Here is a 21,167-nt window from a genome sequence, read left to right as displayed (position 1 = left end):
CGGGGCCTGAAAGCACGAAAGCGACAGCATGGCTAAAATCGGTTTTTCCAATCCGAAACATACGCTTACCGCGTGTGCTTTGATCGCGGCCGCGCTCGGCACCGGTTGCTCGAGCGTCGAACGTACACCGCTGGAACAACTGATGGCCGCACAGACTGTCACGCCCCTGCCGAAGCCCGGAACAGAACTCACCGCCTATGCCCTTCCGACACCGGATGGCACACCGACCGCGACCGTCGCAGCTCTTGCTGCCGAAACGGCGATGATGCAGCCCGCAGAAAACACTGCAAACGGCGTTGCAACGGTACAGCTTCAGCCAGGGAATGCTGAAGTGGCGGCAACGACTGCGTCATCCGCCCTGCCGGTCACTGCCAATGCGATGGTCGAAACCAAGACCGCACGTATACCGCAGATGTCGACAACCATGGTTTCAATGGCGGCGATGGATTCAGACTTCGATACGGGCGAGCCGGTTGGCCTTGAAACGCTCGTCGCCAAGCGCATGATCGTACCGATGCCGAAGCCGGAAAGCGGCGCCGTTGCCTATGCCAGCGCTGTTGCAACGCCCGCAGCCTTCGGCGTCACGCAAAAGCTGACAAGCTCCCGCCCGGAACTCGACCGTCTCATCAGCTTTTACGCCAAGCTCAACGGCATTCCGGAAGCGCTCGTCCACCGCGTCGTCAAGCGTGAAAGCACGTACAATCCCAAAGCTTACAGCAAGGGCAATTACGGCCTGATGCAGATCCGCTACAACACGGCCAAGGGTCTTGGTTATCAAGGCCCGGCGGAAGGTCTGTTCGATGCGGAAACCAACCTGAAGTATGCGACCAAATATCTGCGTGGCGCCTGGATGGTAGCAGACAACCAGAACGACAATGCGGTCAAGCTCTATGCCAGCGGCTATTATTACCACGCCAAGCGCAAGGGCATGCTGGACATGCTGGACATGCGCTAACGCGGCGCTGCCGGGTCAGATATCAGTCGATTTCAGAGGCCGTCATCGGACCGCCTCAATTATTTTGGCTTGCAGTTGCCGCACATCATAGCCGAGCCGCGACGGGGTGAGCCCCATGCGCAGCACGGCTAACTCAAGCGACGGCACTATCAAGGCCATCTGGCCGTCATGGCCTTGCATCCAGAATGCGTCGTCCGGCAAAGCCACCTCGCCGTCTGCTTGCGCGACAGCTGCCCTGCCCGCCTCCGTCCACACCTGCCCTGAACCGTAGCGCCGACCGGACGCCGCGGTCGGCTTTGCCATGTAGGACACGAAGCCATCGGGCAGCAATTGGGCGTCGTTCCAGCGTCCGCCCTGCAGCAGGAACAGGCTGAACCGGGCCCAGTCGCGCGCCGTCGCATACATATAGGAGGAGCCGACGAAGGTTCCGTGGGCATCGGTCTCCAGAACCGCACTGGACATGCCCAAGGGCCGGAAAAGTGCGGCCCGCGGAAATGTCAGGGCGGTGCGCTGGCTGGAAAACGTGTCCATCCACAGGCGCGACAGAAGCGTTGATGTACCACTGGAATAGCTGAAGCGTTCGCCGGGCTTTGCGACAAGCGGCTTGTCGGCCACAAAGCCGGCCATATCGCTCTCCAGATAGAGCATCCGCGTCACGTCGGCGACGGCGCCGTAGTCCTCGTTGAATTCCAGACCGCTCTGCATGCCGAGCAGGTCGGCAAGCGTGATCCCGCTGCGCGGGTCATCGCGCCATTCCGCAACAAGATCGGTGGCATCGAGCGCCATGCGGCCGTCCTTGATCCGCAGCCCGACAAGCGCCGCCGTCACGGACTTGGTCATCGACCAGCCGAGAAGCGGGGTCCACTGTGAAAAGCCCTCACCATAGGTTTCGGCAATGATGCGCCCGCGCCTGACGACAACGGTTGCCCGCATTCCCGGACCGGTTAACGCGGGATCCTCGATCAGTGCCTGGACTGCGGCATTCCTGACGATGCCAGCACCTTCGGGCCAGAACATCGCGTCTTCCGCCGGCGCGAGCCGTCGCCGTTCGCGCTGTATGCCTGGAAAGGCCGCAAACCTGTCGTCGCTCAGTGTCGTGCAGCCAAGGCCCTCGCGGTAGACGGCGTGACCGGGCGCTGCAAAGCCGAACATACGGGCAGTGACCGTCTTGCGGACCTCATCGACATTGACGCGGACGAAACGCAAAAGTGGATGTCCCGGCGCCTGCACATCCTGCGCCAGCACGACGTCGGCATCCCGCCCGGCGATGAAGACATTGGAACAGACGATCTTTGCGGCATAGCCGTCACCGACGCGCAGAAGCTCGGGCGGCGCGACGGCAAGCCATGCGACGATCGCGGCTATGCCGGCGGTCACCAGGCCGAGCAGCCAGATCAGAACTCTACGCATTCAGTAACTCCTGCTTCGCGACTTGAGAGAAACAGGATTCCATCGTTTTTGGAAGGGCTTGTAACGACACGATTTGTTTAGAGCAGCCTTCCAAAACGCCGCAGACCTACCGCGCGTGCAAAACGTCAGGCCGAGAGCGATCCGGCCTGTACCGTCTCCCGCGCCAGAATACCCATTACATCCCGCGCGGACACCGGACGGGAAATCAGGAAGCCTTGGGCCTCCGAGGCCCCCAATGCCCGTACGAACTCCAGTTGACCCTCGGTTTCGATGCCTTCGATCGTAGTGGCGACCTGGAACGTCGTGCCGAGTTTCAGGATGATATCGACCAGATCTGCATCGCGCTGGTTGCCAAGCATCGCCTGCGTGAACGACCGGTCGACCTTCAGCTGATCGAGCGGAAAGCGCCGCAGATTGTTGATCGAGGAAAATCCAATCCCGAAATCATCAAGCGCAATCCGGATGCCGTGGGCACGCAGTTCGGTAAGGCTCTCGCAGATGATCAGCGGATCAATGGAAAATATTGATTCCGTCACCTCGATCGTCAATCGTCCGGGTGCCAGGCCGGCCTCTGCCAGACAGGCCTTGATGTAGCCGACAAACGCCCGGTCCTTGAATTGATCACCGGCGACATTAACGGCGACGCCTGTCGGCGCCGGCCAGCGGGCGGCCTCCAGACAAGCGGTTTTAACGACCCAGTTGCCGATCGGCAGGATGAGGCCGGTCTTTTCGGCCGCCGCGATAAACAGATCGGGCTGTATGATCCCCTTGGATGGGTGGTTCCATCGGATCAACGCCTCGAACGAGCGGATTGCCCGGCTCTCGATCCCGACGATCGGCTGATATTCCAGATAGAACTGCCCTTGTTCCAGCGCCCGGCTCAGATCGTGTTCGATCTCGCTCTTGACACAGGCTTCCGTGGCCATTTCCAGCTCATAAAATCGATGGCTGTTGCCGGGCACGTCCTTGGCCTTGTACAGCGCAAGGTCAGCACGCTTCAGCACTGTTGACATCGACCGGTCGTCCGGCTCGATAAAGGTGACGCCGATACTGCCACCGGTCCAGAATTGTCCCTCGAAAAGCTGGAATGGCTCGGCGAACAACGAAAGAACAGTCAGACAGATATCCTCGACCTTGCCGTGCGATGGCGAGCCGGCAACCAGTATGACGAATTCGTCACCGCCCAGCCGGTAGACACTGGCTGTGCTTGAAAGTGAATGTTTCAGTCTTTGCCCGAGCGCCACAAGCAACTGGTCGCCGGCATCGTGACCCATCGTATCATTGACGAACTTGAAGCGGTCGAGATCGAGCAGCAACAGCGCGCCACGATCGCCTGCGGTGCCGTCCTGCGGCAACAAAGAGCGGATGTCTCGCTCCAGCGCAGAATCGGTTGGAAAGCCCGGTCAGCCGGTCGTGATGCACGGCCATGATCAGTTGGGTTTCTGTCCGCTGACGCAATTGTAGCTCGGAGACAAGGCGGCTGCGCGACCGGCCCCATTGATAAAACAGCATGCCGCAGACCAACGGCATCAGCAGCACGGCAGCAGAGGTCGGCGCAACCAGTGCATCGTCCAAGAGGCTGTTCTTGTTATCGAAAAACCGATCAATCGATAAGCAGATTACTGAAAAAACAACACCGAACGCCATACCGGCAACAGCATACCGCTGCTCCGATTTCGGCAGAAATGCATTTAACATCATGTTAGCCGCCCCTGAAAGAAGCCTCTACCTAACATGGACAAACTTAATCAATTCTTATGGATGAGAAATCATAGAAATCGCCCGTCATCAAAGTGTTGCGGTCACCTCCTAGAAGCGTCCCAGTTTGCAACGGACGACAGGCTGACATGACCGATCTTGCACCGAATGCCACCTACGGCAAAAAGAACGCCAAACTGAAAACCGCGCTGATCCAGCACAAGCCGTTCACCGCCGAGGGTCTTTCGGAACGGCTGTTCGGACTGCTTTTTCCGGCCTCGTCTATCCGCAGATCTGGGAAGACCCTGATGTCGATATGGCCGCGATGCAGATCAAGCCCGAACATCACATCGTCACGATTGCATCCGGCGGCTGCAATATGCTCGCCTATCTCTCGGCCCGGCCCGAGCGGATCGATGTCGTGGACCTCAACCGGCATCACGTGGCGCTGAACCGCTTGAAGCTTGCCGCATTCCGGTACCTGCCCGGCCATGCCGACATCGTGCGCTTTCTAGCCCGCCCCGATACCGCCACCAATGTCCGGGCCTATGACCTGTTCATCGCGCCGAAGCTCGACGCCGCGACCCGCGCCTACTGGAATGCGCGCACCGCCACCGGCCGCCGTCGTATTTCGGTCTTCGGCAAGAACATCTACCGCACCGGCCTGCTCGGCCGCTTCATCACGGCGGGTCACCTTCTTGCACGCCTGCACGGGGTCAATCCGGCAGACTTCGCCAAGACCCGCTCGATGCGCGAACAACGGCAGTTCTTCGACGAGCGCCTGGCGCCGCTGTTCGACCGGCCGTTCATCCGCTGGATCACCAGCCGCAAGAGCTCGCTGTTTGGCCTCGGTATCCCGCCGCAGCAATTCGACGAACTGGCGAGCCTGAGCGCTGAAAAATCGCTTGCCGGCGTTTTGCGCCAGCGCCTGGAAAAGCTGACCTGTCATTTTCCCCTGCGGGAGAACTATTTCGCCTGGCAGGCCTTCGCCCGCCGCTACCCGCTCCCGCATGAAGGCGACCTGCCGGTCTATCTGCAGGCTGGCCGCCATGAAGCGATCCGCTCCAATGCGGAGCGCGTCCACGTGCATCATGCAAGCTTTACTGAGCTTCTGGCCCGCAAGACGGCAGGCTCGGTCGATCGCTATGTGCTGCTCGATGCGCAAGACTGGATGAACGACCGCCAGCTCAACGATCTCTGGAGCGAGATTACCCGCACAGCTGCCGATGATGCCGTGGTCATCTTCCGCACAGCAGCCGAGGCCAGCATTCTCGAAGGGCGCGTTTCCCCGATCCTGCTCGACCAGTGGAGCTACGACGCTCATCAATCGAGCGAACTTGGGCGGAAGGATCGCTCGGCGATCTACGGCGGCTTCCACATCTACAGGAAGACGGCATGATTTCTGCAAGCCCGATCACCGACAACAGCCACGCCCGGCGCATGGACCGGATGTACCGCTACCAGCGGCACGTCTACGACCTGACGCGCAAATATTACCTCTTTGGCCGTGACACGCTGATCCGCGAACTCGATGTGCCGAAGGGTGGCAGCGTTCTCGAAGTCGGCTGCGGCACCGGGCGCAACCTTGCGCTCATCCGCAAATGCTATCCCAATGCGCGGCTGTTCGGCTTCGACATCTCGGAGGAAATGCTGATCTCAGCGGAGGCCAAGCTTTCCGGCAAGGGTGAGAGCCGGGCCGTCCTGCGCGTTGCCGACGCCACAGATTTCACGCCGGAGCTGTGTGGACAAAAGGGCTTTGATCGGATCGTCATTTCCTACGCGCTGTCGATGATCCCCGATTGGGAGAAGGCAATCGATTCGGCTATCGCCGCACTCAACCCAGGCGGCTCGCTGCACATCGCCGATTTCGGCCAGCAGGAAGGCCTGCCACGGGGCTTTCATCGGGCTTTGCAGGGATGGCTTCGGCGTTTCCATGTCAGCCCGCGTGCAAGGCTTTTCGAGGTTATCCAAGTAAAAGCGCGGGAAACGGGTGCTGAAGCCAAGCTTTCGTCCATCGGCCGAGGTTATGCCTGGATCGCGATTTACCGGCGAATATCGCCGAATTAGCAATTCCTGCTTGAAACTAACGCAATTTTTACGATGATATGGTGAAAAGGAGGTTCACGCCTCCCGGGGGTCAGCACTTTTACGGACATCATCGTGTGAGGCAGGACGTTAGATCGGTTCGAAACGGATATTCCATGCGCCGGCTTTTCCTGGCTCTTATGCCACTCTTGACGCTTATATCCGCCTGCACCTCGACCGACTACGACCTCGTCAAGACGGCGTCCATCCCGCCGCGCTTCCATGACAAGGATCCGCAGGATTTCGGTGCGCGCACGCCGCATCACCACAATGTACACGGCATCGACGTATCCAAATGGAATGGCGATATCGACTGGCAGACGGTGCGCACATCCGGCGTCTCCTTCGCCTTTATCAAGGCGACCGAAGGCAAGGACATTGTCGATAGGCGCTTCCAGGACTACTGGCAGGGCGCGCGGGCCGTGGGCCTGCCCTATGCGCCCTATCATTTCTACTATTTCTGCTCGACGGCCGACCAGCAGGCCGACTGGTTCATCGCCAACGTGCCGAAAAGCGCAGTCATGCTTCCGCCCGTTCTCGACGTCGAATGGAACGGCGAATCCAAGACCTGCACGTATCGCCCCTCGCCGCTCACCGTGCAGTCGGAAATGAAGGTTTTCATGGACCGGCTGGAGAAACACTACGGCAAGCGGCCGATCATCTATACTTCCGTGGATTTCCACCGTGACAATCTCGTCGGCCAGTTCAACGACTACCACTACTGGGTGCGTGCGGTCGCCCAGCACCCGCTCGAAATCTATCCCGATCGCCGTTGGGCCTTTTGGCAATATACAAGCACGGGAACAATCCCTGGCATCACGGGCGACACGGACATCAATGTTTTTGCCGGATCCGCCAAGAACTGGAAAAAATGGGTCGCGGCCGTTTCGAAATAGTCAGGCACGAAAAGGATGGCGGCGGTTGCGCCGCTCTTCTTCATTCCGCCCCATTGCTCTGAGACAGCAGCTTTCCTAATTTCCGATCTTCAAGGATTGCGCCGCCTGACCAGGAGGATGGCCGCAATCGGCATGACAACAAGGATTTGCGATGACACGCGGCACACGGCACTCCCTGCTTTCGTTCGGTCTTTTCACGCTTCTGGCGTCCACGGCGCTTGCACAGGAAACGACACCCCAGGCGGCGGCGCCGACCGTTACCTGCGGCGGCGATCTCGGCGCCTTTCTGGAAGGCGTGAAAGCCGAGGCGCTTGCCAAGGGCATTCCGGCTGATGCTGTCGACCGCGCGCTGGCCGGCGCGGCGATCGATGAGAAGGTGCTAAGTCGCGACCGTGCCCAGGGCGTGTTCAAGCAGACCTTCGCCGAATTTTCCAAGCGCACGGTCAGCAAGGCCCGCCTCGATATCGGGGCAAAGAAAATGCAGGAATATGCGGCAGTTTTCGATCGGGCGCAGTCTGAATTCGGTGTGCCTGCGGCCGTCATCACCGCCTTCTGGGCACTGGAAACCGATTTCGGCGCGGTCCAGGGCGATTTCAACACACGCAACGCGCTGGTAACGCTCGCCCATGACTGTCGCCGGCCGGAGCTTTTCCGCCCGCAGCTGATTGCAGCCATCGAAATGGTCCAGCACGGCGATCTGGATCCGGCCAGCACGACCGGTGCCTGGGCCGGTGAAATCGGCCAGGTCCAGATGCTGCCCGAGGACATCATCGCCTTCGGCGTCGATGGTGATGGCGACGGCCATGTAAAGCTCAAGGAAAGCTCGCCGGATGCGATCCTGACCGCGGCAAAGTTCATCCAGAGCCTCGGCTTCAAGGCCGGCGAACCCTGGATCCAGGAAGTCTCGCTGCCGGAAAATCTGCCCTGGGAAAAGACCGGTCTCCAACCGGGCATGACCGCCGGCGACTGGTTTGCGCTCGGCGTCACGCCGCGTGACGGCAATACCGCCTTCCCGCAGCTTGCGGCTTCCGTGGTCATTCCGCAGGGGCGCAAGGGCGTGGCCTTCCTGACCTATCCGAACTTCAACATCTATCTCGAATGGAACCAGTCGTTCATCTACACGACCTCTGCCGCCTATTTCGCGACCCGCCTCAACGGCGCACCGCCCTATGAAGGCGGCAACCCGGAACAGGGTCTCAGCGACGACGAGATGAAGGCGCTGCAGACCAAGCTTCAGGGGCTTGGCCATGATGTCGGAAAGATCGACGGCATTCTCGGATCAGGCACACGCGCCGCACTCCAGAAGGAACAGCTGCGGCTGGGCATGCCGGCGGACGGCTGGGCGACACCGGCCGTTCTCAATGCTCTCTAGGCGTTGATTTGGCCGCGTCAGCTTCGGCCTTGACCCGCCGCCGGTGGTGGCGGGCAAGCCGCAACGCGCGGTAGCGCAATCTGATCGACCAGCGTGCCCCGGCAAGGGCGGCCCCCTGCTTCGACACTTCCTGCAGCTCCCGCGCATAGGCCACGGCAAAGGCCTGGCGATAGCTGTAGAGATGCTCCGAGGCGATATTCTCCAGCCGGTGCATCAGGCTGACCCAAATCGGCGACACCAGAAGCGAGACCGCGGTGACCGCGATCGCCACGCGGTAGATATCGAGATCGAGTGCCCCGGCACTTAAACCCGCTGCCGCCAGCACGAACGAGAACTCGCCGACCTGCGCCATGGACAGGCCGGCGATCAACGCGGTCTGGGGCGATGACCCCGTCTTGCGCAGGAGAAAAATGTTGAGCACCGTCTTGGCGGCGATGACGATGATCGCCGCGCTGAGCACCGACCAGACATTTTCGCCGATGAAATTGAGATCGATCAGAAGGCCGATCGACAGGAAAAAGACGACCAGAAGGACGCTCTGGATGGGCTCGATCACCGGAATGATCCGGCTGCGCAGCGTCGAATTGCCCAGCACAATGCCCGACAGGAAGGCACCGTAAGCTGGCGACATGCCGGCAAGGCCAGAGATCGCAGCCGCCGCGAAACACAGTCCCAGCGCCCCAAGCGCCAGGATCTCGACCTTGTCCTCGACATCCTCGCTGAACGGAATGCGCAGCTTGCCGTGACGGCCGAACCACCAGAGCAGGCCGGCGAGAATGCCGATGGCGATTACCATCTTGAACAGGATCGTGCCCATGTGCAGCTCTTCGCCGCCGAGGCTGGAAACGAGGATCAGCATCGGCACGACGGCGATGTCCTGCGCGATCAGCACACCGACGGCAATGCGGCCGGTCTCGCTGCGAAGCTCGCCCATGTCGTCGAGCATCTTCATGGCGACCACCGTTGACGACATGGCAATGACGAAACCGAGGATCAGTCCCTCTGCCATGGTGGCGCCGGTGATGAGCGCGATCAGCGCTGCGGCCATAAGAGCCGCAACCACCTGGCTGCCGGCAACCAGCAGCGCCTGGCGCAGGCTGAGCACGAAGGCCTTGATGGACAGTTCCATGCCAACGAAGAAAAGCAGGACGACGACGCCCATTTCGGCCAGCAGGGTGACATTACCGCTGTTGGAAATCAGTCCGAAACCGGTCGGCCCCAGCGCCACGCCTGCAAGGATGAAGCCGACGAGGGGGCTGGCGCAAACGCAGAAAACCGAGCCCGAGAATGGCGGCAACTGCGATAACCACCGCGATAGAAACAAGCCCCTGCCCGTGATGGGCGGCCTCGGTAGTGGAATGAACAATCAACGGCTCCAGCAGACTTTCCTTCGGATGAACGCAACACGTGCCAAGAATCGGGTGGATCATTCGACGCAATCATCCTACCCCTGGTGCATGATCCAAATGCGGCGGGATAGGTCAAGGCACATGCAGGGAAAAACCACGGACGATGCAAACCGCATGACGATCAAGACTTGGGGATTGCTGGTGCTTCTGGGGCTGATCTGGGGCGGATCTTTCTTTTTCGCGCGTGTCGCCATTCCCCATGTACCGCCCTTCACGCTGGTTTTCCTGCGTGTCGCGCTGGCGGCGCTTGCCCTGCATCTCTATGTCTTCGGGCGCTACGACATCTACCGGCAATTGCGCAGCCGCTGGCGGCAATTCCTGCTTCTCGGCCTGCTCAACAACGCCATTCCGCACACCTTCATCTTTCTCGGCCAGACGGAGATCGGCGCCGGGCTGGCGGCGATCCTGAATGCCACCACGCCGGTCTGGACCGTCTTGATCGCCAATGCGCTGACGCAGGATGAAAAGCTGAGCGCCATAAAGATTGCCGGCTGCCTGCTCGGCCTTGCCGGCACCATCGTGCTGATCGGCCCTAGCGCCTTGCCCGGATTGTTCGCCCAGGGCACGGCCGCCATTCCCCTTGGGCCTTGGCCTTCCCGGTCGCCGCCGCGATCTCCTATGGTTTTGCAGGAACCTATGGCAAGCGCTTCAAAGGGCTGGCAGCACCTGTGACGGCGGCAGGCCAATTGACGGCATCGACGCTGATCATGCTGCCCGTTTCGCTGATGGCCGATACACCCTGGCACCTGCCCATGCCGCCGACATCGGCCATTCTTGCGATCCTTGCGCTGGCGCTCATTTCCACCGCCTATGGATATATTCTTTATTTCCGCATCATGACGCTGGCCGGCGCCACCAACACCTCGCTCGTGACGCTGCTGGTGCCGCCAAGCGCCATCCTTCTCGGTTTCCTGTTCCTCGGCGAAACGCTCGAACCAACGGACATTGCCGGCATGCTGCTGATCGCGGCGGGGCTTATCGTTCTGGACGGGCGCATTCTGGGACAACGGCGCGATAGTCGCGGCTGACAGAATCGGGCGCAAGGGAGAACCGCCCCACATCTTGTGTCTTTACGGTCACATCACGCGCTATTTCACCACGTCACATTAACCAGTCTTAATCGATTGTGAAAAAATTGTGGCAAGCTGAAAACAGTTATTATTCATCTGGTTAGGCCTGTGCATAACCCTTTTGACGGCAATCTTTGCCGCAGCGCAGCACAATTTTTCCTTTCGTGCGTGGCATTTTGGTCCTATCTTTTTAACCGTTAGCGGCAAGGAGGGTCAGTTATGGGACTTACACATTCGTTGAATGTCCTCATGATCAGTGCAGCGTTCGTGTTTGTGGCGACAATGCTTTTCATCTAGCATCAGGAACCGAGCAGTCCAGACGGTGAAATCGGACTTTAATACCGCAAAGCAATTGCAGCATGACGAAAAAGGTAAAAACGCTCGGATGAGCGGCCAAGGCCTATAAGCTGCCAGGAGAATGAAAAAGCCCGTGCCTCAATAAGGAGCCACGGGCTTTTCTTTGTCTGCGGGGCGATGGTTCAGGCCGCCGCGCCCGCCGGAACTTTATCCTGCTTGGCTGATACCTGTCGCTCGAAACCGACCAGATCGCAGACGGCTTCGATCAGGGGCGAGCGGTTCATGGTGTAAAGATGGAAATTGCGGTGCCCCCGACGCGCAAGATCAACGATCTGTTCGGCCGCGATATGGGTCGCTTCCTTGATGCGCTCTTCCGGCATCTCATCCAAATGGATGAGCCGGGTGATGATGGCGTCCGGCACGCGGGCGCCGCAAAGACCGGCAAACTTGCGGACCTGCGCGAGATTGTTGATCGGCAGGATGCCGGGAACAACGGGAATATTGATCCCGGCACGGCGAACACGCTCAAGATAACGGTCGAAATCGTCATTGTCGAAGAAGAACTGCGTCAGCGCGCGTGTCGCGCCATTGTCTACCTTGCGCTTCAAGGTATCGATGTCTGCATCCACGTCTGCGCTTTCGGGATGTTTTTCCGGATAGGCCGAAACGGAGATCTCGAAATCGCCCGCCGCCCTGATGCCGGCAACCAGCGCTGCCGCATTGTCGTAGCCACCCGGAAACGGCGTGTAGGCCGAACCGATGCCGCCTTGCGGATCGCCGCGCAGGGCGACGAAATGACGAACGCCGATGGCTGCGAACTCCGCGACCACGGCATCCACCTCGGCGCGCGTGGCACCGACGCAGGTCAGATGCGCGGCGGTATTGCTCAAGCCGGTTTCCTGGATCATGCGGCGAACGGTCGTCAGTGAGCGCGCCTTGGTTGAGCCGCCGGCACCATAGGTGACTGTCACGAAGGAGGGCGAGAAGACCGAGAGGTCCGATACGGTCTGAAAAAGCTGCGTTTCCATCTCGTCCGTCTTCGGCGGGAAATATTCGTAGGACAGGCTCAGATTGCCGCGTTCGGCGGGGTAAAGAGTGTGGATCGCCATGTCATGTCCTCCCGGCTTGGGCAAAGATGCGTGTTTTCTCAGGTCCACCGACCCAGGCGGCCTGCCGCAGGTCGCGTGCAAGCCAAAGGGTCACGGTCAACTGTCCGCTTGCGGCCGTATCCGGCGCGAGATCGACGACCTGCTCGACGGCAAGTCCGGCCTTTTCCAGCCAATCCTTCATCGTCTGTCGCGAGAAGCCCAGGCGTACGTGGGCGTGATCATCACGCAGATGTTCGAGCGTGTGCGGCGCCAGATCGATGATGACCAGCCGCCCGCCCGGCGACAGCATGCGCGCCGCCTCGGCGATCGCCGCCTCGGGCTGCTCCAGAAAGTGCAGAACCTGGTGGATCGTCACGAGATCAAAGACCTGACCGTCGAGCGGCAGGTTGAAAATGTCGCCATGGCGGATCGACGCCTTGGTGATGCCCGACCGGTCGAGATTGGCGCGCGCAACCGCGAGCATGTCGCGGCTGGCATCGACGCCGACACCGCGCCGATAGATCGGCTCGAACAATTGCAGGATGCGGCCGGTTCCGGTGCCGAGATCAAGCAGACCATCGACCGCGTCGTCGCCGACCAGCGCTTTCAGGGCCGCCTCGACATCCGCCTCGCTGACATGCAGCTGGCGCAGGGCGTCCCACTCGGCGGCGTTGCGGCTGAAATAGGCCTGCGCCTTTTCCGAGCGCGCCTGTTTCAAGGCCCGCAACCGTTCGCCATCCCTCTGAAGAACGGCATCGCCGGCAGCAGAAGAAGACAGGAGTTTACGAACCAGCGCCACACCTTCGCCCTCGCCACGCAGACGGAAATAGGCCCAGGCCCCTTCCTGATAACGATCGATCAGCGAAACCTCGCCGAGAAGCTTGAGATGGCGGGAAATACGGGGTTGGGACTGACCGAGAATTTCGGTAAGATCGGTAACGGTAAGGTCTCCGGCTGCAAGCAAAGCCAGCAGACGCATGCGCGTCGGCTCACCTGCAGCCTTCAGCACATCCACCAATTCTTCCAGACCTAGGCCGCGCGCGTCTGCCATTCAAAACCCCATCAACACATAAAGATATCTTTATGTGATTTGCAGGCGGCACGCAAGTGTCAAATCGCGACACGGCTCTAGCTACGGCGCAATGCATAAAAAAGCGGCCCGGAAGCCGCTTCTTTCTAAAATCGTGACAGTGGGGTCAGCGCGTCAAACGCTTGAAGCTGACGCGGCTCGGATTGACCGATTCGGCGCCGAGACGACGGATCTTGTCCTTTTCGTAATCCTCGAAGTTGCCCTCGAACCACTCGACGTGGCTATCGCCTTCAAAGGCCAGGATGTGGGTCGCCAGCCGGTCGAGGAACATGCGATCGTGGCTGATAATGACCGCGCAGCCGGCAAAATTTTCCAGCGCGATTTCGAGAGCCGCCAGTGTCTCGGTATCGAGGTCGTTGGTCGGTTCGTCGAGCAGCAGCACGTTGCCGCCGGCCTTCAGCATCTTGGCCAGATGCACGCGGTTGCGCTGGCCGCCGGAGAGATTGCCAACCTTCTGCTGCTGATCGCCACCCTTGAAATTGAAGGCACCGCAATAGGCGCGGCTGTTCATGTCGAACTTGCCGAGCTTGATGATTTCGGCACCGCCGGAAATTTCTTCCCAGACGGTCTTGTTCCCATCCAGCGCATCGCGGCTCTGGTCGACGTAACCGAGATGCACGGAATCGCCGATGCGGAATGCACCGCTGTCCGGTGTTTCCTGGCCGGTGATCATCCGGAACAGCGTCGTCTTGCCGGCGCCGTTCGGGCCGATGACACCGACAATGCCGCCCGGCGGCAGTTTCAGCGTCAGGCCGTCGATCAACAGGCGATCGTCGTAACCCTTGGTGATGTTGTCCATCTCGATGACCACCTGGCCGAGACGCTCGCCGACCGGAATGATGATCTGGGCATCGCCCGGACGCATCTTGTCGGCTGCTTCCACCAGCTCGTCATAAGCCTTGATGCGGGCCTTCGATTTCGACTGACGGGCCTTCGGGCTGGAAGCAATCCATTCCTGTTCGCGGCTGATCGCCTTCTGGCGAGATGCATCCTCGCGATTTTCCTGCTGCATGCGCTTGGCCTTGGCAAGTAGGTAGGCCGAATAATTGCCTTCATAGGGAATGCTGCGGCCGCGGTCGAGTTCGAGAATCCAGCCGGTGACATTGTCGAGGAAGTAGCGATCGTGGGTGATCATCATCACGGCGCCGGCATACTGGCGCAGATGATTTTCGAGCCAGGCGATCGTTTCGGCATCCAGATGGTTGGTCGGTTCGTCGAGCAGCAGCAGGTCCGGCTTCGACAGAAGCAGCTTGCAGAGCGCGATACGGCGACGCTCACCGCCTGAAAGGGTCGTGACGTCTGAGTCGCCCGGCGGGCAGCGCAGCGCATCCATCGCCATCTCAACCTGGCTTTCCAGATCCCAGAGGTTCTGGCCATCGATGATATCCTGGAGCTTGGCGCCTTCCTCGGCGGTCTCGTCGGAATAGTTCATCATCAGTTCGTTGTAGCGTTCAAGCACCGCCGTCTTGTCGGCAACGCCTTCCATGACGTTCTCGAGCGCCGTCTTGGTCGGGTCGAGCTGCGGCTCCTGCGCCAGATAGCCGACAGTCGCACCTTCGGCGACCCAGGCTTCACCGGTATATTCCTTGTCGAGGCCAGCCATGATGCGCAACACGGTCGACTTACCGGCACCGTTCGGGCCGAGAATACCGATCTTGGCATCCGGGTAGAAAGACAGGTTGACGTTGTCGAGAACCTTCTTTGCGCCGTAGGACTTGCTCAGCCCCGACATATGATAGATGAATTGACGTGCCATAGAGAGACTGCTCCGACGGAATGGGATTTTGCCCGCTATGTAGGCGAATTATCCCGTCGGAGCAATGAAGAAACCGGTATTTCCGCGTTCATTCACTGAATGCCGGCCACATCGACAACGCCGCTGGCGCATTTGAAATCCGTAGGCGCGGCTGCCTGAATGAGCGCGGCAAGATCGCTCCCACCCGCAAGCGTACCCGACAGGCCGATGGTGAGCCCTGTGATGACGCTGCGATCGCCGTCCTTCTCGCACCGCATACGCACCCTGTCTCCGGCGCCTTTTCCAAAGCCCTCGTCGAAAGCCTGCTTGATCTCGGTCTCTGTGACCGTTTTGCCCAGCCGCCCGGCAAACAGCGTACGAACGGAAGACGCATTCAGCCGGTCGAGAAAGGAAAGCTGCATCGAGAAGTAGTCCTGCGCCGTGCCGGACTGGCAGGTGCCGCTGCGCAGCCATTGATGGCGGTCGAGGCCGGACTGGGTTCCCGGCATCGCGACCATGAGGCGGTCGGCTGTTTCCTGGGCGACCGCAAGCTGCGGCAGGTCGAGCCAGTTGCCCTTCTGGGCGCGCGCCTTGATATCGGCGGAAACACCGCAATAGCTCTTCTTCACCGGCCAGAGCCCATGCAGCGAGAAATGCGTGGCATCGAACCGGTCAGTGGTCTGGCTGGCGCACTCCTTGCGACTGGGCCGCGTTTCGCAAAAGCCCGGCTGCCAGCTGACGGCCAGGATATATTCGGTCTTGCCCTTGCCCGGGCTCACCTTCGTGTCCTCCGCCGCCTGTGCGATCATCACGCCAAAACTACAGAAGATCATGGTCGCCAGACCAAGGATCAGCCTTTGCACTCTTCCTGCATTTGCTTTCATCGCCCTTCTCCACAAGAGAACAAAACAAGAATATTAACCAACATAAGCGGGAAAAATGCAACCCTGAATCGAGATCCTGCGAGATCTTTTTCTGAACCCATGCAAAAGCATCATCAGCCGCCAATTGCCTTTCGCTGACAAATCAAGTTCATAACGGAGAGGCCACACGGGAGGCAGGGCGAGATGTTCGAAGAATTCAGGCCGGTGGCGAGCCCGACCGGGGCGAGACTTGCGCTTCGGCATCTGCCGGCGTCAGTGCCGGAAAAGGGCATCCTGCTGATCAGTCACGGACTGGGGGAACATGCGGGGCGTTATGGCCGCTTTGCCATTTTCATGGCCGGCCGCGGCTTTCACGTCTACGCCCATGATCATCGCGGGCATGGACTGACGAAAGCCCCGGATGCGCCGCTTGGAAGGTTTGCAGCGCGCAACGGCGTTGCAAAAGTGCTTGATGATGTCGGCACGATCCGCGCCCTCGCCATCACTGAGCATCCGGGCCTGCCTGTCATCCTGTTTGGCCATTCCATGGGCGGGCTGATTGCATTGAATGCCGCGGAAGCCATGCCCGCTCTGTTCGACGGTCTTGCCGTCTGGAACTCGAACTTCAACCCCGGCATTGCAGGTCGCGGTGGACAGGCCATCCTTGCCATCGAGAAGATGCTGAAGGGCTCGGACGTGCCGAGCGGCCTGCTGTCGCAATTGACCTTTGCGGCCTGGGGCAAATCGATCCCCGACCGAAAGACCGATTTCGACTGGCTGTCGCATGATGAGGCCGGGGTCGCGAAATATATCGCCGATCCCCTCTGCGGCTTCGAATCGAGCGTCTCGCTGTGGATCGACCTTTTTCACATGGCCTATCGCGGGGCAAGCCGGGTGCAACTGGCAAAACTCTCGCCGTCGCTCCCCATCCATCTGGTCGGCGGCGGAGAGGATCCGGCGACGAACCGCGCGCGCGAAACCCGCTGGCTGGCCAGCCGCATGAGCGCCAGCGGCCTCTTGGATGTCACCACCACCATCTATCCGGGAATGCGCCACGAAACATTGAACGAGGTTGGTCGCGATGCGGCAATGACGGACTTCGCATCATGGTGCGACCGCGTTGTCGCGCAGCATCAGACGCCAGGGGCTTGAGACCACGCATGACAGGCACATCTTCGAACAACGCCTTGATCGCCAGAGGAAACGACGTTTCCTTCGGGCTCCTGCTGATGGTCATCGCGGTTCTGATCTCGCCGGTGATCGACATTTTCGCCAAGCTGGCCATTGCCACCGTGCCGTCCGCTGAAATTACCGCCGTGCGTTTTCTGCTGCAGGTGGTGTTCATCCTGCCCATTGTCGCGGTGCGCGGCACGCTGCTGGATCTGACCTGGAAAAAGACCGGCCTGCATGCGCTACGCGGCGCTCTTCTCGTCGTCACCATGTTGTCCTTCATCACGACGCTGAAGAAGATGGAGGTGGCGGACGCCATCGCCATCTTCTTCGTTGAGCCGATCATCCTCACCATACTCGGCAGCATCTTCCTCAAGGAGACGATCGGCTGGCGCCGCTACACGGCCTGCGCCGTCGGTTTCTTCGGGGCGATGCTGGTCATTCAGCCGAGCATGCAGGAAGTCGGCCTCATAGCACTGCTTCCGATCGTTTCCGCCTTCAGTCTTGCAGTATTCCTGCTGGTGACCCGGATGGTCGCAAGACATGAGGATCCGTGGTCGATGCAGTTCCATGCCGGCATATGGGGTGCCCTGTTCTGCGGCGTGCTGTTGTGGATCGGGCAAGGCACCGGCTCGGACATATTCGACGCTGTCGTGCCCGATATGGCCGCGTCGCTCTATCTGCTCGGTGTCGGTGTGACGGCGACCATCGCTGGTATTCTGGGCGTCTATGCCTACCGCGCCGCGCCGGCCTCGACACTGGCACCGCTGCAATATCTCGAAATCGTCTCGGCGACGATTTTCGGATGGTGGGTCTTCGGCGATCTGCCCGATGCCCTGAAATGGCTCGGCATCGCCATCATCCTCACCTCCGGGCTCTACATCATCTGGCGGGAACGACAGATCAACAAGAGCGCCGGAGTCGCGCCGATATCCCCAGCGATTTAAAAATTTCCCAGGATGAGGCGCACAAGACGGACCTGAAATACCGAGAAACGATAATATACCAGACTGAATGCTTTGGGAGGAGCGGACATGAAGACGGGCGGAGAATTGATTGTCGAGGCGCTGAAGGCCAACGGGGTGAAACGCATCGCCTGCGTGCCGGGCGAAAGCTATCTGGCGGTACTCAATGCGCTCTATGATACGGATATCGACGTGATCGTCTGCCGCCAGGAAGGCGGCGCCGCGATGATGGCGGATGCCTGGGGGCGGCTAACCGGCGAACCCGGCATCTGCATGGTGACCCGCGGTCCGGGTGCTATGAACGCCTCGGCCGGCCTGCATATTTCCCGGCAGGATTCGATACCGATGATCCTGTTCATCGGTCAGGTCCAGCGCGATGCCCGCGAACGCGAGGCGTTCCAGGAAATCGAATATCGCCGTGCCTTCACCGAAATCGCCAAGTGGGTCGGCGAGATCGATGACCCCGCCCGCATTCCGGAATTCGTCACCCGCGCCTTTGCCATTGCCACATCGGGTCGTCCGGGCCCCGTGGTGCTGACTCTGCCGGAAGACATGCTGCGCCAGCATACGGAGGCTCCGGCGGCGAAAGCTTATATACCAGTGGAAAGCCACCCCGGCACGAGCCAGATTGCAGCTCTCGAGGCAATGCTCGCCAAGGCCGAGCGGCCGATCGCCATTCTCGGCGGAACACGCTGGACGGAGGGCAGCGTTGCCGCGTTCCAGAGCTTTGCCGAGCGCTGGCATCTGCCGGTCGGCTGCTCCTTCCGCCGCCAGATGCTGTTTGACCATCTGCATCCAAACTATGCTGGCGATGTCGGTATCGGCATCAATCCGGCGCTGGCGAAGGAAATCCGCGACGCGGATCTCATTCTCTTGATCGGCGGGCGGTTTTCGGAAATGCCATCGTCAGGCTATACGCTGATGGAGGTTCCCTATCCGCGCCAGACGCTGGTTCATGTGCATCCGGACCCAGGCGAACTTGGGCGCGTCTATCGCCCGGATCTTGCGATTGCCGCGAGCCCGCAGGATTTCGTGGCCGCGCTGGATGATCTGGTACCGGCAAGACAGCCGGCATGGCAGGCACGCACCGCAGCGATGCACGAGGCCTATCTCACCTGGTCGACACCGCCGGAGACCGGGCCAGGCGATGTCCAGATGGGGCCCATCATGATATGGATCGAGGCAAACGTGGCCGCCGACACGATCTTCAGCAATGGCGCCGGCAATTATGCGACCTGGCTGCACCGCTTCCATAGGTTTCGGCGGTTCGCCTCGCAGGCGGCGCCGACATCCGGCTCCATGGGCTACGGCCTGCCGGCAGCGGTCGCCGCTAAGCGGCTGTTCCCGCAACGCGAGGTGATCTGCTTTGCCGGCGACGGCTGCTTCCTGATGCACGGGCAGGAGTTCGCGACCGCCGTGCGCTACGATCTGCCGATCATCGTGCTGGTCATCAACAACGGCATCTACGGCACGATCCGCATGCATCAGGAGCGGGAATACCCCGGCCGCGTCAGCGCGACGGATCTCACCAATCCGGACTTTGCCGATCTCGCCCGCGCCTATGGCGGCCATGGCGAGACCGTCGAGCGCACCGATCAGTTTGCGGCCGCTTTCGAGCGGGCAAGGGCCAGCGGCAAGCCGTCGATTATCGAAATCCGCCTCGATCCGGAGGCCATCACGCCGGCGCGGACCCTGACGCAGATCCGCAACGGCTGAACGACCCGAGCCTAACTGCGGATGTGCTGGCTCTGCTGGTAGATGGCGGTCGAGCGGGCGCCCGAGCGGCAGAAGCCGAGCATTGGCTTGGGGAATTCGTCGAGCACATCGACCATCTGCTTGACCGCGTCCCCGGTTACGCCCATCGGTCCGACCGGAATATGGCGGATGTCGAGACCAAGCTCGGCCGCCCGCGCCGCAACGTCCGCAAACATCGGCTGGTCGGGCGATTCGTGGTCCGGGCGGTGGCAGACGAGCGATTTGAAGCCCATCGCCTTGATCTCGTCGAGTTCCTCGACCTCGATCTGTCCGGTGACTGAATACTCATCGTTGATCTGGCGAATGTCCATGGCGAAGCCTTCCCGAAATTTGCCCTAGAAACAAGGCCCATGGTTTAGGCCGCAGCGCCACCGGGCGTCAATCGCAAAGCAGCAACTAGCCGACCTGAAAGGCAAGCGCGTAGTCCACGGTCGCGCCGGGCTGCAGCAGTGGCAATTCCCCGGCCGCCGCAAGCTCCGGCCGTTTGGCGATGCGGTGCGACACCGGTTCGATGCTGATGACATCGGCCGTACCCCTCTGGCACCGCCACATCTGCAGGAAGAGCAACGTATCCGTGCGAAAGCGGACCTGCAGCGAACGACCGCCGAGCGCCTCGAACGGTCCCAGCCTCATTTGCGCCCAGCCATCGGTGGCGGTCTCGCTAGCCGACAAGCAGAAATGGGCGCTCTCCCCTCCCCGAAAAGCCAATGACGCGGGCCGTCCGGAAACATATCGCCAGAAATCATTGTCTCGGCTCCGCAGAGCCAGCCGCCGATATTCATGTGATACATCAGCATGGGCGCAAAGGCCGTCTGCCCGATGTTCGTCACGCGATCGAACAGCGTCACTTCCGAGGCGTCACCACTGATCGCCCAGCGGCGCTCGAAAAGCGCTTCTCCGCCGTCGGCGAGTGTTACACGGGTTTCGGCAAAGCAGTTGGGCACATCGTCCGTATCAGCCATTTCTGTGCGGCTGACCGGCGTGCCGCAGAGCGAGCCGTGCAGCGGAAACAGTCGGCCATCCGGATCGCCATCAATGGGCTCGGGATGGCGGATATGATCCGGACCGCAGGTAAAGAAAAATCCTTGGAGCGCATGATCGATGCGCGGGTCTCCGTCAGAGGGTATAGCGATCCCCGGCGAAATATCCGCCCCATCAACGGCAAAAGCGCCGATATCGAGCGCGGATTGCCGATCGAGGAGAATCTGGAATGCGCCCTCGTCCACGCTGGAAATCCTGATCGGCATGCTCTCACCTCTCCGCTTGCCTCCCGCCGGCATTCCGGGTGGAATCAGCGGCCTTGTTTCGA

General features: G+C 60.5%; 16 protein-coding genes and 3 pseudogenes. 9 read left to right on the top strand and 10 right to left on the bottom strand.

The window, feature by feature from the left end; translation table 11 throughout:
• Positions 1 to 28 precede the first annotated feature (28 nt).
• Positions 29 to 955 (top strand): transglycosylase SLT domain-containing protein, encoded by a 927-nt coding sequence (locus P6U16_RS19540; protein WP_277701867.1) that lies wholly within the window; start codon positions 29 to 31, stop codon positions 953 to 955.
• Positions 956 to 997: 42 nt separating this feature from the next.
• On the opposite strand, the gene P6U16_RS19535 is transcribed toward P6U16_RS19540, so the two are convergent.
• The 3 genes from P6U16_RS19535 to P6U16_RS19525 form a co-directional block, all read right to left on the bottom strand.
• The gene (locus tag P6U16_RS19535; RefSeq protein ID WP_277701866.1) at positions 998 to 2,365 is read right to left on the bottom strand and encodes a serine hydrolase; all 1,368 of its coding nucleotides are present in this window, start codon (positions 2,363 to 2,365) and stop codon (positions 998 to 1,000) included.
• 125 nt (positions 2,366 to 2,490) lie between these two features.
• The gene (locus P6U16_RS19530; protein WP_277701865.1) at positions 2,491 to 3,723 is read right to left on the bottom strand and encodes a bifunctional diguanylate cyclase/phosphodiesterase; all 1,233 of its coding nucleotides are present in this window, start codon (positions 3,721 to 3,723) and stop codon (positions 2,491 to 2,493) included.
• Complete coding sequence (locus tag P6U16_RS19525; RefSeq protein ID WP_277701864.1) at positions 3,644 to 4,066, bottom strand: hypothetical protein; 423 nt, start codon at positions 4,064 to 4,066, stop codon at positions 3,644 to 3,646. The genes P6U16_RS19530 and P6U16_RS19525 overlap by 80 nt, the downstream gene beginning before the upstream one ends.
• Positions 4,067 to 4,212: 146 nt before the next feature.
• Here P6U16_RS19525 and P6U16_RS19520 point away from each other — a divergent pair.
• From P6U16_RS19520 to P6U16_RS19505, 4 genes and pseudogenes are all read left to right on the top strand, one after another.
• A pseudogene (locus P6U16_RS19520) lies at positions 4,213 to 5,462 on the top strand (DUF3419 family protein).
• A complete protein-coding gene (locus P6U16_RS19515) occupies positions 5,459 to 6,130 on the top strand; it encodes a class I SAM-dependent methyltransferase (protein ID WP_277701863.1) in 672 nt (223 codons plus the stop codon). Before P6U16_RS19520 ends, P6U16_RS19515 begins: the two are co-directional and overlap by 4 nt.
• A gap of 134 nt (positions 6,131 to 6,264) precedes the next feature.
• Positions 6,265 to 7,044 carry a GH25 family lysozyme gene (locus P6U16_RS19510; RefSeq protein WP_277701862.1) on the top strand — a complete coding sequence of 260 codons (780 nt, stop codon included), beginning with the start codon at positions 6,265 to 6,267 and terminating at the stop codon, positions 7,042 to 7,044.
• Positions 7,045 to 7,195: 151 nt separating this feature from the next.
• Positions 7,196 to 8,416, top strand: a complete 1,221-nt coding sequence (locus tag P6U16_RS19505; RefSeq protein WP_277701861.1) for a lytic murein transglycosylase — start codon at positions 7,196 to 7,198, stop codon at positions 8,414 to 8,416.
• Here the strand turns inward: P6U16_RS19505 and P6U16_RS19500 are convergent.
• The gene (locus tag P6U16_RS19500) at positions 8,403 to 9,713 is read right to left on the bottom strand and encodes a cation:proton antiporter (protein WP_277701860.1); all 1,311 of its coding nucleotides are present in this window, start codon (positions 9,711 to 9,713) and stop codon (positions 8,403 to 8,405) included. The genes P6U16_RS19505 and P6U16_RS19500 overlap by 14 nt on opposite strands.
• A gap of 193 nt (positions 9,714 to 9,906) precedes the next feature.
• Between P6U16_RS19500 and P6U16_RS19495 the strand changes: the two are divergent.
• A pseudogene (locus tag P6U16_RS19495) lies at positions 9,907 to 10,853 on the top strand (DMT family transporter).
• Between the two features lie 521 nt (positions 10,854 to 11,374).
• On the opposite strand, the gene metF reads toward P6U16_RS19495, so the two are convergent.
• The 4 genes from metF to P6U16_RS19475 form a co-directional block, all read right to left on the bottom strand.
• Positions 11,375 to 12,301: a methylenetetrahydrofolate reductase [NAD(P)H] gene (gene metF, locus P6U16_RS19490; protein WP_277701859.1), complete on the bottom strand. Its 927-nt coding sequence runs from the start codon at positions 12,299 to 12,301 to the stop codon at positions 11,375 to 11,377.
• Position 12,302: 1 nt separating this feature from the next.
• Positions 12,303 to 13,331 carry a metalloregulator ArsR/SmtB family transcription factor gene (locus P6U16_RS19485; protein WP_277701858.1) on the bottom strand — a complete coding sequence of 343 codons (1,029 nt, stop codon included), beginning with the start codon at positions 13,329 to 13,331 and terminating at the stop codon, positions 12,303 to 12,305.
• A 145-nt stretch (positions 13,332 to 13,476) separates the two neighbouring features.
• Positions 13,477 to 15,126, bottom strand: coding sequence for an energy-dependent translational throttle protein EttA (ettA, locus tag P6U16_RS19480; protein ID WP_277701857.1), 1,650 nt, complete (start codon positions 15,124 to 15,126; stop codon positions 13,477 to 13,479).
• Positions 15,127 to 15,218: 92 nt separating this feature from the next.
• On the bottom strand, positions 15,219 to 16,004 hold the full coding sequence (locus P6U16_RS19475; protein WP_277701856.1) for a ribonuclease: 786 nt from the start codon (positions 16,002 to 16,004) through the stop codon (positions 15,219 to 15,221).
• 168 nt (positions 16,005 to 16,172) lie between these two features.
• On the opposite strand from P6U16_RS19475, the gene P6U16_RS19470 reads away from it, so the two are divergent.
• From P6U16_RS19470 to P6U16_RS19460, 3 genes are all read left to right on the top strand, one after another.
• Positions 16,173 to 17,120, top strand: a complete 948-nt coding sequence (locus tag P6U16_RS19470) for an alpha/beta hydrolase (protein ID WP_277701855.1) — start codon at positions 16,173 to 16,175, stop codon at positions 17,118 to 17,120.
• A gap of 8 nt (positions 17,121 to 17,128) precedes the next feature.
• Positions 17,129 to 18,085 (top strand): DMT family transporter, encoded by a 957-nt coding sequence (locus P6U16_RS19465; protein WP_277701854.1) that lies wholly within the window; start codon positions 17,129 to 17,131, stop codon positions 18,083 to 18,085.
• An 87-nt stretch (positions 18,086 to 18,172) separates the two neighbouring features.
• On the top strand, positions 18,173 to 19,819 hold the full coding sequence (locus P6U16_RS19460) for a thiamine pyrophosphate-binding protein (protein ID WP_277701853.1): 1,647 nt from the start codon (positions 18,173 to 18,175) through the stop codon (positions 19,817 to 19,819).
• Between the two features lie 11 nt (positions 19,820 to 19,830).
• Here the strand turns inward: P6U16_RS19460 and P6U16_RS19455 are convergent, their stop codons facing one another.
• Both P6U16_RS19455 and P6U16_RS19450 read right to left on the bottom strand, forming a co-directional pair.
• Complete coding sequence (locus P6U16_RS19455) at positions 19,831 to 20,169, bottom strand: TIGR01244 family sulfur transferase (protein ID WP_277701852.1); 339 nt, start codon at positions 20,167 to 20,169, stop codon at positions 19,831 to 19,833.
• A gap of 85 nt (positions 20,170 to 20,254) precedes the next feature.
• Positions 20,255 to 21,105: pseudogene (locus P6U16_RS19450) on the bottom strand (DUF4432 family protein).
• Positions 21,106 to 21,167 lie beyond the last annotated feature (62 nt).

The sequence above is a fragment of the Rhizobium sp. 32-5/1 genome (genome assembly GCF_029537235.1).
Classification (GTDB): domain Bacteria; phylum Pseudomonadota; class Alphaproteobacteria; order Rhizobiales; family Rhizobiaceae; genus Pararhizobium.
This window is presented reverse-complemented; position numbering and strand designations above follow the sequence as displayed.